Source organism: Hymenobacter actinosclerus, assembly GCF_900111515.1.
GTDB classification, from domain to species: Bacteria; Bacteroidota; Bacteroidia; order Cytophagales; family Hymenobacteraceae; genus Hymenobacter; species Hymenobacter actinosclerus.
On the sequence record NZ_FOHS01000001.1, the window covers coordinates 1196953 to 1211828 of the forward strand.

The following is a 14876-nucleotide window of genomic DNA, read 5'->3' on the forward strand; positions in this document are numbered from 1 at the left end:
GTTCTCGGGGAGAGGGGGAGCGTGACGATTTTCGGTAATAAGAAAGGCCCCGGCGCGGTTGCGGCGGGGCCTTGTTTGTGGTAGGCCTTGTCTCTACTTATTCTACAATGCAATATACTCGTTAGAAATTATAAGAACTATTATTATTTGTTAGCTGCGTTAGCAGCCAATTGAGAGTCGAACTAGCACTGCTAATTACATCATTAAATGTTAATATCTTTATTTTTTCTCCAGGATCATATAATGAATCTATCTTCGATTTTCCTCCTAATACAATTATGTCAATAGCAGATCCTGTTAAAAACGGTGTTATTTCTTGTCTGTAATCTGCTGCTTGAGCAATATCTGTTCTGCTGAGACTATGAGATGGTCTTTTAAATTCAATTAATAAGTAGTGGCCAAGAACATTCTGAGTCAAAAGTAGATCTGGTCTGTTGTTAGCATATTGCCCCTCATAGTGGTTTTTTCCAGTTATTCTTTTGACCACAGTTCTCAGTGTCACATTTGATGACATTATTGAGTATTCTGGTCCAAGTATCCAAAGGTTTGTTTCAATGGCTTTGTGTATCTCCTTTTCCTCAGTTTTTGGGTCGTCTACTAGTTGTTGAAGTTTAGATAAAAAATTTAAGCGAGATGCCGTTTGTTTAGACATCATTGCTAATTCAACTAAGCCAAATAGATTTAGTGCGTCGGCAAAGCTAGAGACGTCAGAATGTTGCGCTTTATCGAGTGCTTTTATTACCTCCCAATATTCATCTTTTTCTATTGTGTCCAAAACTACACTTATAAGTGCTCTGATTTTTTGCTCTGGTAAAGAGTAAAAATTGTTTATTACTTTGTCTAGAGCCTTTTTAGCATAGTCTCTTTTGTATTCGGGTAATCTTTGTAATTCAATATGAATCTGCTTTTGCATTCTAGCTTTTGCTAGAGATATTTCATTTTTGTACGCATCTCTAATTGCGTTTTCAATCTTGTTACTTGCAAAACTGTGAAGTGCTGAGTAGGCGCGGCTATTCTCAATTACTGCTCCCCAATCTGCGGTTACATAATCTAATAATTCGTCAGCTTCAACTTCTCCATATAACTTCTTTAAGAGTTTAGAAGGTATATCAGGGTTATTCTTGTCAATATCAAAGAATGTGGGCTTACCCACTGTCTTGCCACCTACACGTATAGATATACCTGGTTGACGCAGCTTGTGGCTAGTTTCGCTAAGTACAAATCGTAAATGGATATTGCCTAGGTCGCTAATAATTTCTTCGTAATCGAATGATTTGCCTTTAACATCTGTGACATCAAGCTTTTCGTTGTTAACATATATGTTGAAATTGTCTTGACGTCCATATTCCATAATTAGTATCAATTTCAACTTGTCTGGATTTGGATATAATAAATTTTGATTTATATTATAGATTATTATAGTTGTGCCATCATCTTCATTGCAATCATATACTTCGATTGGAAAATCTATGTCTTCAATATCCTTCCTTGCCTTGGATAACTCGTCTTTTTCGATAGTTAAAACTGTTTTCTTCCCTCTGGCTATGGTTTCTAGCCGCATTGTAGACCCAACAAATAAGCCCGCAAATTTTCCTATTCCCTTTCGGCCTTTTACTAAACGTCCTATAGATGTATTGTCGCCCTTTCGCTCGCGTCTATTTCGAGCAATGGTCATGTATTCACTGCGGACTTCTTCTGTCGTCATTCCCGTCCCATCGTCCATGAAAACGACCTTAAAGTCGTCTGCATTAGGACTTGGTAGTAGCGGTAGAGATATCCAAACATTCTTAGAATCAGCATCCCAAGCATTGTCTACCAGTTCACGCAGCGCATGTTCAGATGAACGATAATTCTCGCCTAACAAACCAGCTATTTTAGCGTCAACTTTAAATCGATTTGTAGACATATTGAGACTTTTATGATCTTAGAGAGTTCAGGCTAAGCTAAACATTATTTCCCGGCCCCCGCAACGCCTCCTTAATCCCGCTCAGCCCGCCCGTAATGCCTTCCAGCTTTTCCAGTAGCTGCAGGAGCTGGCCAGCGCCGGAGTTGCGCAGGTTGGCGCGGTAGGTGGTTTTGATGTCCTCCCAGCGCTGGGCATCGGCGGGCGTGAGCCAGCCCAGCAGCTCGCGGAGCTTGAGCAGGTTGGCCTCGGTGGCGCTGGTCAGGGTTTGGGCCTCGCTGGCGTAGTGAGCGGCCAGCAGGTCGGTTATTTCCTGGTCGTTCATCACGGGGCGCACCTTTTCGGCCAGCTTGTTCATGTTGCGGTACGAGCCCTGGAGCTTGAAGGGCGGCTCGGTGCGGTAGGCGTCGGCCTGGGCGGCGCTGGCGATGTAGGCGGCGTTTACCCGGGCCACTACGTCGCGCAGGCGCAGCAGCTGGCGCAGCACGGCCACGTACTCGTTCAGTTCCTCGGGCGAGTGGTTGCCCTCGAAGCTGAGGCCCTCGGCCGAGTTGGTTTCGGCCAGGCGCAGCAGCGCGGGCACGTCCTGGGGGCTCTGGGTGGCCAGGCGGGCCAGGGTGGGGTGGCTGGTGAGGGCGTTTTCGAGGTAGGAGAGGCGGAAAGCGGCCTCGGAGCCGGCCGTAAGGATGTCGCCGAGGTTATAGATGTCGGCGCGGTTGGCCAGCATGTCTGGCAGCTGGAACACGTCGCCGCTTTCGGTGTAGGGGTTGCCGGCCATCACCACGGCCACCTTGCGGCCCCGGAAGTCGTAGGTGCGGGGGCGGCCCCGGTACACGCCCTCAATCTGGCGCTGGGCGTCGCAGAGCGAGATAAACTTCTGCAAGAACTCGGGGTGGCAGTGCTGGATGTCGTCGATGTAAATCATCACGTTGTCGCCCATCTCGAAGGCCAGGTTCAGCTTCTCCAACTCCTGCCGTGCCCCGGCGTTGGGGGCCTGGGCCGGGTCGAGGCTGGTTACCGCGTGGCCGATGGCCGGGCCGTTGATTTTCATGAAGATGAGCCCCAGGCGGTTGGCCACGTACTCCATGAGCGTGGTTTTGCCGTAGCCGGGGGGCGAAATCAGCAGCAGCAGGCCCATCAGGTCGGTGCGCTTGCCCTCGCCGGCAGTGCCGATTTGCTTGGCCAGGTTGGCCCCAATCAGCGGCAGATACACCTGGTCGATGAGCTGGTTGCGCACGAAGGACGTGAGCACCCGGGGCCGGAAACTCTCCAGCCGCAGGGCCGCCGTAGCCTCAGCCACCCGCTGCTTTTTCAGGGCCTGGAAGGCTTCGAATTGCGGCACCGTGCGCTGGTCGTAGCGGAGCAGCCGGCGGCGGAAGGCGGGAAAATCGAGGAGGTAGTCGGTACCGTTGAGGCGCGGGTGGGTGCCCTGGAAGCCGGGGAGGGTTTCGCGGGTAGGCGTGGGCACGATGCGGGCGGCGTCGAAGGAATCGGTGAGGAGTAGGAGGGCCACCTCACCCCCCGACCCCCTCTCCTCGGGGAGAGGGGGAGCCTGACGATTGGTATCGTCGGAATCGTTGGGCGACTTCTCGTCTTCGTTTTGAGAAAGAGATGTTGATTGTGTTTTTAAAGTAGAAGTAGAACTCGGTGCCGAGCCGTCTGCTAACGACTGGCTCCCCCCTCTCCCCGAGGAGAGGGGGGCCGGGGGGGTGAGGTGCGACGCCGCCACCCACTGCCGCACCAGCGCAAACTGGGCCACCGGCTGGCCGCCCAGCGCCGCTACCGACTGCTCGAACAACTCGCCCGCCCGCCGCTCCTGGAGCTGCTGCTGAAACTGCCGGTACAGCTCGGCCGCCTCCTGGGAAATAGGGAAGGGGTTGTCAGTTGTCAGTTGTTGGTTGTTAGTGGTGGGCTGGTTTTTGGCGTCTTTCTTCTTGGTTTTGACTGGCTCGGGAATATCAATCGGCTCAGTGGAAAGACCATTTTTAACTTTTAATCCTTCATTTTTAATTAAAGAGCTGAACAGGAATTCGCCCGCTTCCTGCACTTCATCCAGCGTGAACAGGCCGGTTTGCTGGGCGAAGTGCTCGACGGCGGTTTGCAGCTCGATTTTCAGCGAGTTGAATTGCTGAGAATCGGGGAAGACTTGTAGCAGCGTGCTGATGCCCTGGAGCTGGCGCTGCCAGTGGGCGCGCTGGGCGGGGTCGGCGAAGCGGAGCCAGAACAGGGCGGCGGCGGTGCGGGTGTCGGCGGGGTAGCGCAGCAGGTCGGCGGTGCGGGTGAGGCGCACCAGGGCCGCCAGCAGCTTGGCCGCGTCGTGGTCGTGGACGCCCTTGAGGTAGCCCTCGGCGTAGCGCGGGGCCATAAACTGTTGCACGTAGGCGAGCAACTCGGCTTCGCTCAGGTGCGAGAGGTCGGTTACTGATAGCACGGCCGCGTGGCCGGCTTCGGGGTTGGCGGGGCGGGGGTGGTGGGCGGCTTGCAGAATGCGCCAGGCCAGGAACTCGGCCCGGTACACGTCGGGGCTTTCCGATACCACCGTCTGGTCCCACACCGGGCGGGCGGCCAGCAAGGCCTCATCTTCAATTCGCTGGAAAAAGTTGGTGCCGGTGAGGTGGTAGAATAGGGCGTCGTCGCGCTGCACCACGGTCAGCTCCAGCGGCTGGGTGTTCACGGTGAAGGCGTAGGGGCCTAATTTGATGGTCTGGCCGCCGTCGGCGTAGAGGTCGGCCCGGTCGCGGAGCTGGCGCACGGCGTTTTCGCGCAGGGTTTTCAGGCGGCTCTGCACGTCGTCGGCCTTCACCGGGTCGCCTAGCTCCAGCAGCTCGCGGGCGGTCTGGCGCACCTTCTCCACCATTAAATCCGCCGCGAAGTAGCCCCCGATATCGGCCACCGACTCTAGGCGGGCCAGGCGGCTCTGCACGGCTTTCAGCAGCCGCTCGGCCGATTGCAGCAGGGCCGAGGCCCGCTGGTTGCGGGCGGCCACCAGGGCCACTTTCTTGGCCTCAAAGGCCTCCACCACCTGCTCGCGCCGGGTGGTGAGCTGCTCGATGAACTGGTCGAAATCGGGGTAGCGGCCCTCCAGCTCTTCGAGCTGCACCATGAGCTTGGTTTGGTACTCGTCGCACTTGGCGGGCGTGTCGGCCAGGTCGAGGTAGTTGGTGAGGGCCTGCTCCAGCAGCTTGAGCTGGGCCGTGAACTGGGCCTGGGCCTCGGTGCCAGCCAGCGCCTGCCGCCGCCGCTTCAGGCTGGCCCGAATCTGGTTGAAGCGGGCGTACACCGTCGAAATCCGGTCGATGATGGCCGTGGTCTGGGTGGGGTCGGGGATGGGCAGATTGCTCACCACCTCAATCAGCAGCTCCAGCTCCTGGGCCAGGGCCGTGGTTTCGCGCTCCCGCTCGTCGGCCTCCACGGTTTTGCTCACCTGCTCGGCCGCGTCGGCAATGGTTTGCACGCGCTGCTCGTAGGGGGCCAGCGCGTCGTCGCGGAGCAAAAATTCCACCGTCTGCTGGGCCACCTCCTGGCTCAGCGTTTCAAGGGCGGCGGCCTGCTCCTCCACGGCCGGCAAATCGGCGTAGCGCAGCTCTTTTAGCCCCACTACGGCCCCGCGCACCGTGCGCAATTCGCCCAGCAGTTGCACGAAGCCCGTTACGTCGTCGGGGGCGGTGCGGCGGATGCGGTCGGTCAGCTCGGCGGCCTGGCCCAGCACCTGCTGGGTTTGCTCGGCGGTGCTTTTGCGGATGGCCCGCACCTTCTCGAACTCCTCGACGGCGGCCGTGGCCGCTTGACGGATGGCGTCGAGCGGCTCGGCCAGGTTCTGGGCGGCGGGTTCGCGCAGCCAATGGTAGGCGTCGGTCAGGGCAGTGGTCTGGCGGATAAGGTCGAGATAGAGGCCGGCGTACGAATCGTCCTTGCCCGTGAGCGTGAGCACCTCCTGCACCTCGCTCATGGCCCGCACGATTTCCTTGTTGCCCAGCTTGTAGAGGTAGGAATCGGAGGTAACCGGCAGCTCAAAATCCGGCCCCGTGAAGGGCGTCTGCCAGATTTGCACCGCGTGGTGCTTCTTGGGCTCCTCGTCGGTGCGGAAGTAGCACAGCTCCCCGTTCTCAAACACCGCGTAGCCGTGGCACACGATGGGGTTATCCACGCGCTGGGCGATGCGGTTGTAGCTCAGCAGCAGGTACAGGCCGCTGTCCTTGTTGTAGAAAACGTACAGGAAATCCTCGCCGTTGGGCGAGGTCAGGCGCTTTTCGAACAGCATGTCGCGCAGACCGTTGTCGAAGAGCTTGTTGTCGCCGGTCTGCAGGTAGAAGCCGTGCGGGAAAATCAGGCCCTGGCCATCGGGCAGTAGCACGCAGGCATCGGCCAGCGCATCGAGCCGCTGGGCCTTTTTAAGCTTGTAGTTGAAGATGAAGTAGCGGTACTGTTGCTCCTGGTAGGGCCGGATTTTGAGCAGTACCAGGTTGCCCACCACCGCGTAGTAGATTTCCGAGTCGTCCAGGGTCTGGTCCTTGTCATCAACCGGCTCGCTCAGAATGCCCTGGCCGGTGGCGGTGTTGTCCTCGACTTTGATGGTGAGGTCGCCGCCCACGGTTTCCACGAACACCTTGTCTTCGATGCTGATGTGCGGGTGCCGGCCGCCGCGCTGCATGTCGCGGGTGGCGCGCTGCCAGGCAAACTCGTGCTGGGGCGGAAACGTGTACTCGTGGTCGGAGCGGTTGTCGAGGTACGTCAGCGTCTCGCCCCGCATCAGCCACTTAAACGTCTTCACATCCGAGGCGCCCTTGCCGATACGGAACACCATGAACAGGTGAGCCCCCAGCACCGCGAACTTCACGAACTGGGTGTTCTTGTAGTAGCGGTACAGGTTGCGGAACTCCTCCAGAAACGTGGGGTGCGCCAGCAGCTCCAGCCCCAGCGGCCGGAAGTCGTGGTCCTGGTACTGGTACACGCCGAACACATCGGCCAAATCGGGCTCGGTTTTAAGCCCCAGCACCACGTTGTAGCCGAAAATGAACTGCTGGCCCACCGGCACCAAGTCCCAGGCCACGCAGTTGTGCTCGGTCGTAATGCGGCCGGTGCCAATGAGCCGCGTGTCCACGGCCCCGAACACCTGCTTGCGCTCGGCGTTGAGGGCGTTCAGGCGCTGGCGCAGCTCGTCGCCGCTGCTTTGCAGCCGGTTGCGCAGGATTTCGTAGGTGCCGGTTTCGAGTTGGGTGGTTTGTTCCATCGGTGCGCCTCACCCCCTAGCCCCCTCTCCAGGGGGAGAGGGGGGACTAGCTTTAGTTTTATAAACTAGAAACCAGCCGGTGACAGTTAGAAATTAAAAGCTAAAAACTAGTTCCCCTCCTCAGCTGAGGAGGGGCTAGGGGTGGTTGAAAATGGCAGAACGACCCGTTGAAAAGCCGCCTGAACAGCTGCCAACACGCTTTCCAGATGATTCAAAACCAGCTTATTCTCGAATCTTAAAACCCGGAAACCCAGCGAAGTCAGATTGGAGTCCCGCTCCGCATCCTGGCTTTCGCCGCTGGCCGTAAAATGCCGCGCTCCGTCCAGTTCCACTATCAGCTGTTCCGCCGCACAGTAGAAATCCACAATGTACGGCCCGATGCTGTGTTGCCGCCGGAATTTGCGGCCGGCCAGCTGACTGCGTTGCAGCGCCTTCCACAACACCGTTTCCGCCTGGGTCAGGTTGCCGCGTAGTATCCGGCGGTTGGCTTTCTGGTACCCCAGGCTGTGAACGTGGTTGGTTGGGGGCTTGCCATCCATTGCGCTAGAAAGCTAGAAGCTGGTTCCCCTCCTCAGATGAGGAGGGGCTAGGGGTGGTTGATGATGCGTGAAGGATGCTGGAACTGGCGGTTGGTTGACGTGCAACACTAATCAACCACCCCCAACCCCTCCTCATCTGAGGAGGGGAGCTAGTTTCTAGCACTAGCTCTAAAAAACCAGAAACTAGTCCAGGGGGCTAGGGGGTGAGGCGCACCGCTAGGGCCTTACATCAACCCCCGCACCATGGTATCGCCAATGCCCAGCGCCTTGGCCGTGCCCGTGAGCTGCTTGATCGTGTTGCGGGTGGCGTCGTCGTTGGCCTGGCTCATGAGCTTCAGCAGCAGCGCCGAGACGCTCAGGTTCTTCAGCTCGTCGGAGCTGAGGCCGAACTGGTCGATGAAGCGGCGCAGGTTGGCTTTGAAGTCGCCGCCGCCGTTGCCATCCTCGCCGAAGAAGGTGTGCTGCACGGTGCTCAGCACCTCGGAGTTGTGCACGGCGCGGTCGACCATTTTGCCTTTCGTAATCGAGCCGATAATCTGGTCGAAGAACATGGTTTCGCCGCCCACGATATCGATTTTGGCCGCCTTGAGGGCCGCGCCGATAACCTCGGCCTGGCTGGCGGCAATGTCCTTCTGGATGCTGATCTGGGCCAGCTCGATGGATTTCTCCTTGTCGAGGCGCAGCTTGAATTCCTCGTGGTCCTTGCCTACGCCGTCGAGCTTGCGCATGGCGTCGGCTTTGGCTTCTATGCCCTTGGCTTCCACGGCGTACTTCTGCTCCGATACCGCGGCTTCGGCCAGGCCCTTTTTCTGGTCGGCATCGGCGCGGGCCTGGATGATGTCGGCGTCGGCGAGGCCTTTTTCGCGGTTTACTTTGGCGGCTACCAGCCCGATTTTCTCGTCGGCTTCGGCCTGGGCTCCGGCTTTCACCTGGATGCCCTGGGCCTCGGCCTGGGCCTTGGCCTGCATCACCTGGGCTTCCATCTCGCCTTCCTTCTGGCGAGCTACCGCCTTCGACTGCATTACCTGGGCCTCGGCCTCGCCTTCCTTCTGGCGGGCCGTGGCCTTGGCCTGCATCACCTGGGCCTCGGCCAGACCGATGGCGGCTTCCTTGCTGGCTTCGGCTTCGGCCAGCGTGCGGATGGCCGAGGCCTTGAACTCAGCCGCGGCCTTTTCGGCCTCGGCGTCGATGAGGGCCTGCCGGGCGCGGAATTCGGCGGCCTGCTTTTCCATGTCGGCGCTGCTCACCATGCTCACCGTGGCGGCTTCGGCCTGCTGCTTGGCGGCCGTCACGGCTACCAGCTTCTCGCGCTCGGAGAGGGCTTGGGCGCGGGTGTCCTTGATTTTCTCTTCCTCGATTACGGTGGCTTTCTCCACCGTGATTCGCTCGCGGATAATAGTCTGGATGTTCTTCTTCTCTTCTTCCAGCGCCTTTTCCTTTTCAATCTGGGCCAGAGCTACAATCCGCTCCCGCTCGTTTACTTCGAGGGCCTTGGCCTGGGCCACGCGCTCGGTTTCCACGGCGTCGGTGCGCTCCTTGTTGCGCTCGGCCACCAGCACCTGCCGGTCGCGGTTCTGCTCGGCAATGCCCACTTCCTCCTCGGTGGCAATGCGGGCCTTCTCCGACTTCAGCGTTTCCTCCTGCTGTACCTTGGTCGACTCGGCATTCTCGCGGGCCCGGATGTTGGCCACCTCGCGCTTCTGCTTTTCCTGGTTTTCAATCAGCTGCTTTTCCAGCTCCAGAATGGTTTCCTGGGCCTCTACGTCCTGCTTTTTAATGGTTTTCTGCTTCTCGCGCTCAATCGAGTTGGCCTGGATTTTCTGCTCCGAGGTCAGGGCGATAATCTTCTTGATGCCCTCGGCGTCGAGAATATTGTCCTGGTTGAGGGCCGTCAGCGGCGTCTGCTCCAGGTAGTCGATGGCGCAATCGTCGAGCACGTAGCCGTTGAGGTCGGTGCCGATGATGCGCAGGATTTCCTGCTTGAACTGCTCCCGGGAGTTGTAGAGCTCAATGAAATCGAAGTGCTTGCCCACGGTTTTCAGCGCCTCCGAGAACTTGGCGTCGAACAGGTTTTCCAGCGCCAGCGGGTCGGAGGCGCGGTGCGCGCCGATGCTCTGGGCCACGTTTATCACGTCGTCGTGGGTTTTGTTGACCCGCACGAAGAAGTTCACCTTCACGTCGGCCCGCAGGTTGTCTTTGCATACCAGCCCTTCGGAGCCGGCGCGCTGGATGATGATGGTTTTGAGCTTGATGTCCATCACCTCCAGCTTGTGCAGCACGGGCACCACGAGAATGCCGCTGAACGACACCTTGGTGTCGCCCATGCCGGTGCGTACCAGGGCCTCGCCCTGCACGGCTTTTTTGTACATCCGGGCCACAATGGCAATAAAGCCCAGCACGAAAACGGCGATGATGACGAGCACCACCAGGGAAAGTTGGTCTAACATGAAAGTAGGGAGTAGGAGTGTTTCAGAGAGTTGGGATTTTAGGGTCTGGGAGCTTGGGGACCGGGTAACTGGGAGAAAAACAGCGTCATGCTGAGCGAAGTCGAAGCATCTCTACTGCAATGCTAATCCTGTCGGCTGGCTCCCCCTCTCCTTTTTCGGAGAGGGGCCCGTGCCCCGTAGGGGTCTCGTGAGGCGCGACGCGAGAACGAAGCGGTAGAGATGCTTCGTTGCCTCAGCATGACAGCCTGCTACCCCTGCCCCGCCCCTACGTCAGCAGCCAGTCGGCGAGCCAGTTGAAGAAGTCGGCCAGCAGGCCGTCGAGCAGCACCTCGCCGAGCCAGCGGAGCGCGTTTTGCAGCAGATGGAGCAACTCAGTCATGGCGGATGGCGGGGTTGAGGGTTAGTAGGGCCGCCAGGAAACCGGCCCGGTCGGCGGGCGAAATCAGCACGAAATCATATTTACCGTAATAAATTTTGAGCCGGTCGAGCGAGAGGGCCGGGGAGCTGAGCAGGTTATGCGATTTTTCAACCTGCGTGATATCTGCCACCCGCACCCGCCAAACCAGCGGCCCCGACACAATGCGCAACAGCTGCTGCGCGGGCTGCACCTCGTAGTAGGTGGAGCGAATCAGCCAGATCGTAAATCCCAGCGCCGCCAGCATCGTCAGCCCGCTCAGCCACGACTGTTCCAGACCCGCGAAGACGGTGGAGCCCAGCAGCAGGACCAGCAGCGGCGCGAACAGCCACCAGCTGACTGCGGACGGAAAAATCTGTTTCATACTATAAGTAGTAGGCGTTAAGTACCAAATAGCGGGATGACGTTCGGATAAGTAATAAGAGGCTCAGGAAGTCAGCTCAAACGGCTCAATCAGGTAGCAGCGGTGCAGCTGGTCGTAGTCGATGATGAGGGCCGTGTCGCCCTTGCGCAGCTCGGCCGACTGCGAGGCGGCCCGCACGTTGAGCATGAGCGGGGCGCCCTTGCGCAGCCGTACGCTGGCCTGGCCCAGCTGCTCGTGGGTGGCGGGCAGCAGCAGGGTGCACACCTTGCCCACCGGCGAGTTGGCGCCTTCCGAATCGGCTTCCATGGCCGCAAACAAACTCACGAAGGGCGTGGTAAGCACTTTCGATACCAGCATAGCGCCCAGCAACAGCGGTACAAGCAGCACCGCGCCCACCAGCAGGCCCTCGTTGCCGAGGTAGTAGTTGGCCAGAATGCTGCCCACCCACCACGGCAGCACCACGAAGCTCACAAACACCATCAGCGGCACGCGGCCCAGGTTGAAAAACCCCAGTACGCCGTTCATAAACGAGGTGCCCGACTCGCCCGCGTGGCCGTGGGCCCCGGCGTGGGCATCAAAATCGGCGTCGGTATCAGCGTGCACGTCCAGGTCCAGCGACTTGAAATCGAGCACACCCAGCACGACCGTCAGCCAGTACAGCAGCACGAATACCAGCACGCCCGTGGGCAGCAGATTGGCCGGCGCAACGGCCGCGTGGAGCAGTTCTTTCATCAGGACAGGATTAGCGACGGGAAGGTACGGGAATTGCCGAGGCGGCCCAAAAACGGCCGCAGTCTGGCGAGTCAGGCGTGCCGCTTAGCGCCGGCCCGACTCGTTTTGCTGCTGGTTGCGGCGGTAGAGCGCGAAGGCCGATGCCAGGAAGCAGAACCCGCAAATCAGCAGCAGCGGAGCCCAGCGCATATTTGCTCCCTCTATAAAGCGCAGGCTGGTACTGGCCACCAACAACAGGGCCGCCAGTACAAAGAATACGTTGGAAGAGCGTCTCATCGGAAGAATGAAGATTAGCAGCCGTTAGCAGCGCGGCTCAGCTTCCAGTTCCTCGATGCGCTGCCGCAGCCGGCGGTTGTAGCGGCTCTGCGCGTTAAATTGAAGCGCCGCACCTATCAGTATCAGGAAATGGGACTGTTCCGACTCGATGGCGTGGGAAACCCGCGCCAACGCCGAGCCCAAAATGAGCGCAACACCAAAGTAGAATAAGAACTTTTCGAGGGTCGTCATGGCTCTGTTGAAAACGGGCTTTATAATTCGGAACTGCCCAGCTGCTTCTGCATGCCCAGCCGGGCCTTGAGGGCCAGCAAATCGGCCGAGGCCTGGCTGCTGCCGTCGGCGCCCAGGGCCTTGTCGATTTCCTGATCGACTGACTTGCTTTCCTGGGCTAGCTGGCCGTACGATTCGGCCAGCGCCTCCTCGGTGGCAATCTTTTCCTTCATGCGCTCCAGCAGGCTCACCGTGCCCGACGAGTCGAGCTGGGCCATTTGCTTATTGATGGTTATGGTGGCCGTGCTCACCGTGACGCGGGCTTTCAGCGTCCGCAGCTCGTTGTCCCACTGCGAAATGGTTTGCTTGAGCTGCTGCACATTCTGGTTGAGCGTGGCGGCCGAGGCCTCAAACTTTTCCTGGTCGTGGCCGGCGCGGGTGGCCTGGGCCTCGTGCTGGGTTTTCTTGGTCAGCGCCTCGGTGGCCAGGCGGTCGGCCTCGGTGGCCTCCAGCTCCTGGCGGCTGGCCTTCTGGAGCAGCAGCACGGCCTTGTTCTCGTAATCGAGGGCTTTGCTGCGGGCGGCTTCGGCGTCGTTGCGGCTCCTGATGGCCAGGGCCTTCACTTCGGCCAGCGCGTGCAGGGCCTTGTCGAGGTCCTCGCGCAGGTCGCGCAGGCCCTGCTCGGTCATCTTGATGGGGTCTTCGAGTTGATTGACGGCGGAATGGGCTTCGGCCTGCCCGATTTTGAAGAGACGGTTGAGAAAGTTCATGGTAGCAGGGTTTTGAGGGGGAACAGGGATTTGGGAGGATGACAGTTCTTTTCCAATTCCCTAAGTGCCCGATTTAGAAAATTCAATCAGCTCGTCGCCAAACTCGCTGAGGACTAAGGCCAGGGAATTGAGCACGGCTTCGAGGGCGGCGCGGTCGAGGAAATCGAGTTGGAGCGTGTCGCGGTAGATAACCTTGCGGCCCGATTCGTCGAGCACGAAGGCGCCGTGGATGATGTCGCGGTTTTTCTGGAGCAGGCGCTGGTAAATGTCGCAGTTGGGAGCGGGCAGCTCCAGCAGGTACTGTTCCATAATCAGCAGCGGTTCGCCGCAGCCCAGCACCAGCTGATGAATGCCCAGCTCCGGCCGGCTCACTACCAGCAGGCCGCTGGCCTCATCCTGATGGTTGATGTCGAAGCCCAGCTCCAGCAGGTAGGTTTGCAGCAGGGCGAAATAAGGAGTAGACATAGCAGGGCAGGAAAAGGGAAGGTGTTAGCGTCGACAACTTAGGTAAATCAGCCGGATAAGCAGGCCAGTGGTGCGGGATAAGGCCGGTGGCTCAAAAAAGTAGCTGCCCGATTGAATGACTAGCCGGATTGTGGTAGCTTTACGATGCAATGGTAAGCAAAGTTTGCTATGTGCTCAAGTTTTGAGCTAAAAATATTTTCAGCCATGTCGAACGTTGGTAAGAACATCCGCAAGATAAGAACTGTTAAAAAGCTTAGCCAGGCAGCATTTGCCGAGCTTTTTGGGCTGGCCCGGCCCAGTGTGGGCGCTTACGAAGAGGGCCGCTCGGAGCCCAAAATGGAAACGCTGATGCAGATTGCTCAGTATTTTGGCTTATCAGTCGACCTGCTACTTACGAAAGAGCTGACCGTAAATGAGCTCTACCGGTTCGATATCTTTCAGTCGCAGGCTGCCGCCGCGGTGGGCACGCCGGCCGCCGCCGAGGCCGCCGCGCTGGCCGACCAGCGGCCCCAGCTCACGCCCTACGTGCCCCAGGCCCGGCTGCTCGAATACATCGTGCGCCACCACGATTCGGCCTTTATCGACGCGCTGCCCCCGCTCACCTTCCCGCACCAGCTGGGCCCCGCCACCCGCGCCTTCGAGCTCAACGGCCCCGATATGGCGCCCACCCTGCGGCACCAGGACGTACTGCTCTGCTGCCGCGTCGATAAGGCCCTGCCCCGCCTGCACAGTGGCCGGGTGTACGCCCTGCTCACCCAAAGCCGCCTGCTGGTGCGCCGCCTCCAGGAGCAGCTGCCCGGCCAGCTGCTACGCCTGCGCGCCGACAACCCCGACTATCCGGCCCAGGATTTTCACCTGCCCGAGGCCCTCGAAATCTGGGAAGTCCATGGCAGCTTCAGCACCCACCTGCGCCGCCCGGCCCTGCTCGAAGAGCGCGTGGGCCTGCTCGAACAGCAGCTGGCGCAGTTGCAGATTCGGCTGGATGAAAATCCGCCAACCGGCCGTAACTAAAGAACGATGCAGAAGCGTGGGTTTGCGCATCTGCATCGTTCCGGACCACTTTTGCCAGTAAGTCGGGCTGCCCTACATGAGAACCGACGCGGTGCTGGGGCGCCGCGTCGGTTCTCATGTAGGATCAGGAAGAATGCCCGCCCGGGATAATCGGGGAGTCAGCAAAAACCCGGCTCTGTTGGGCCGGGCTGGAATAATGGGGCGGTTAGGTTTACGTGCGGGGGATAGTAGTGGTGCGAAACAGGGCTAACACTTCGTCGGTCAGGGAGACGCGGGGAGTGGACTGCGGCCGGTTGGCGGCGCCAACCAATAATAACGCGAAGAGGAGGAAGAATCGAAGGAAGGTAGTAAAACGTTGCATGTTATGGTAAAGTGCGAATCGGGGCAGTAGGCCCAACGCAGGGCCGTGCCGCTGCATACGGCAAAGGTACAGCTTCGGGTGCCGCCCCGCTGCTGTTAATTGGTGAGCAGCCCCTGATTCTCTGCCAGCGACAAAAAAAAGTCGCCAGTCGCC

At 58.9% G+C, this 14876-nt stretch carries 11 protein-coding genes; 1 reads left to right on the plus strand and 10 read right to left on the minus strand.

The window, feature by feature from the left end; all coding sequences use genetic code 11:
• Nucleotides 1–121 precede the first annotated feature (121 nt).
• The 10 genes from BMY67_RS05135 to BMY67_RS05180 form a co-directional block, all read right to left on the minus strand.
• Nucleotides 122–1906: a Shedu anti-phage system protein SduA domain-containing protein gene (locus BMY67_RS05135; RefSeq protein ID WP_092769046.1), complete on the minus strand. Its 1785-nt coding sequence runs from the start codon at nucleotides 1904–1906 to the stop codon at nucleotides 122–124.
• 37 nt (nucleotides 1907–1943) lie between these two features.
• Nucleotides 1944–7133 carry a DNA repair ATPase gene (locus tag BMY67_RS05140; protein WP_092769048.1) on the minus strand — a complete coding sequence of 1730 codons (5190 nt, stop codon included), beginning with the start codon at nucleotides 7131–7133 and terminating at the stop codon, nucleotides 1944–1946.
• A gap of 107 nt (nucleotides 7134–7240) precedes the next feature.
• Nucleotides 7241–7672 (minus strand): endonuclease domain-containing protein, encoded by a 432-nt coding sequence (locus BMY67_RS05145; protein ID WP_092769050.1) that lies wholly within the window; start codon nucleotides 7670–7672, stop codon nucleotides 7241–7243.
• 224 nt (nucleotides 7673–7896) lie between these two features.
• Nucleotides 7897–10119 carry a flotillin family protein gene (locus BMY67_RS05150; protein ID WP_092769052.1) on the minus strand — a complete coding sequence of 741 codons (2223 nt, stop codon included), beginning with the start codon at nucleotides 10117–10119 and terminating at the stop codon, nucleotides 7897–7899.
• Nucleotides 10120–10490: 371 nt separating this feature from the next.
• Nucleotides 10491–10898 (minus strand): PH domain-containing protein, encoded by a 408-nt coding sequence (locus BMY67_RS05155; protein WP_092769054.1) that lies wholly within the window; start codon nucleotides 10896–10898, stop codon nucleotides 10491–10493.
• Nucleotides 10899–10961: 63 nt separating this feature from the next.
• Entirely contained in the window at nucleotides 10962–11630 is a 669-nt protein-coding gene (locus BMY67_RS05160; protein WP_092769056.1) for an OB-fold-containig protein, read from the minus strand.
• Between the two features lie 84 nt (nucleotides 11631–11714).
• A complete protein-coding gene (locus BMY67_RS05165) occupies nucleotides 11715–11906 on the minus strand; it encodes a hypothetical protein (protein WP_092769058.1) in 192 nt (63 codons plus the stop codon).
• Between the two features lie 24 nt (nucleotides 11907–11930).
• Complete coding sequence (locus tag BMY67_RS05170; RefSeq protein ID WP_092769060.1) at nucleotides 11931–12137, minus strand: hypothetical protein; 207 nt, start codon at nucleotides 12135–12137, stop codon at nucleotides 11931–11933.
• 20 nt (nucleotides 12138–12157) lie between these two features.
• Nucleotides 12158–12886 carry a PspA/IM30 family protein gene (locus tag BMY67_RS05175; RefSeq protein WP_092769063.1) on the minus strand — a complete coding sequence of 243 codons (729 nt, stop codon included), beginning with the start codon at nucleotides 12884–12886 and terminating at the stop codon, nucleotides 12158–12160.
• A 60-nt stretch (nucleotides 12887–12946) separates the two neighbouring features.
• Nucleotides 12947–13351 (minus strand): YbjN domain-containing protein, encoded by a 405-nt coding sequence (locus tag BMY67_RS05180; RefSeq protein WP_092769065.1) that lies wholly within the window; start codon nucleotides 13349–13351, stop codon nucleotides 12947–12949.
• A 204-nt stretch (nucleotides 13352–13555) separates the two neighbouring features.
• On the opposite strand from BMY67_RS05180, the gene BMY67_RS19460 reads away from it, so the two are divergent.
• A complete protein-coding gene (locus BMY67_RS19460; protein ID WP_218144592.1) occupies nucleotides 13556–14362 on the plus strand; it encodes an XRE family transcriptional regulator in 807 nt (268 codons plus the stop codon).
• Nucleotides 14363–14876: the final 514 nt, after the last annotated feature.

Excerpts from the sequence above, each read along its gene's own strand:
- BMY67_RS05135 (WP_092769046.1), bottom strand. The coding sequence starts at position 1,906 with ATGTCTACAAATCGATTTAAAGTTGACGCTAAAATAGCTGGTTTGTTA.
- BMY67_RS05140 (WP_092769048.1), bottom strand. The coding sequence starts at position 7,133 with ATGGAACAAACCACCCAACTCGAAACCGGCACCTACGAAATCCTGCGC.
- BMY67_RS05145 (WP_092769050.1), bottom strand. The coding sequence starts at position 7,672 with ATGGATGGCAAGCCCCCAACCAACCACGTTCACAGCCTGGGGTACCAG.
- BMY67_RS05150 (WP_092769052.1), bottom strand. The coding sequence starts at position 10,119 with ATGTTAGACCAACTTTCCCTGGTGGTGCTCGTCATCATCGCCGTTTTC.
- BMY67_RS05155 (WP_092769054.1), bottom strand. The coding sequence starts at position 10,898 with ATGAAACAGATTTTTCCGTCCGCAGTCAGCTGGTGGCTGTTCGCGCCG.
- BMY67_RS05160 (WP_092769056.1), bottom strand. The coding sequence starts at position 11,630 with ATGAAAGAACTGCTCCACGCGGCCGTTGCGCCGGCCAATCTGCTGCCC.
- BMY67_RS05165 (WP_092769058.1), bottom strand. The coding sequence starts at position 11,906 with ATGAGACGCTCTTCCAACGTATTCTTTGTACTGGCGGCCCTGTTGTTG.
- BMY67_RS05170 (WP_092769060.1), bottom strand. The coding sequence starts at position 12,137 with ATGACGACCCTCGAAAAGTTCTTATTCTACTTTGGTGTTGCGCTCATT.
- BMY67_RS05175 (WP_092769063.1), bottom strand. The coding sequence starts at position 12,886 with ATGAACTTTCTCAACCGTCTCTTCAAAATCGGGCAGGCCGAAGCCCAT.
- BMY67_RS05180 (WP_092769065.1), bottom strand. The coding sequence starts at position 13,351 with ATGTCTACTCCTTATTTCGCCCTGCTGCAAACCTACCTGCTGGAGCTG.
- BMY67_RS19460 (WP_218144592.1), top strand. The coding sequence starts at position 13,556 with ATGTCGAACGTTGGTAAGAACATCCGCAAGATAAGAACTGTTAAAAAG.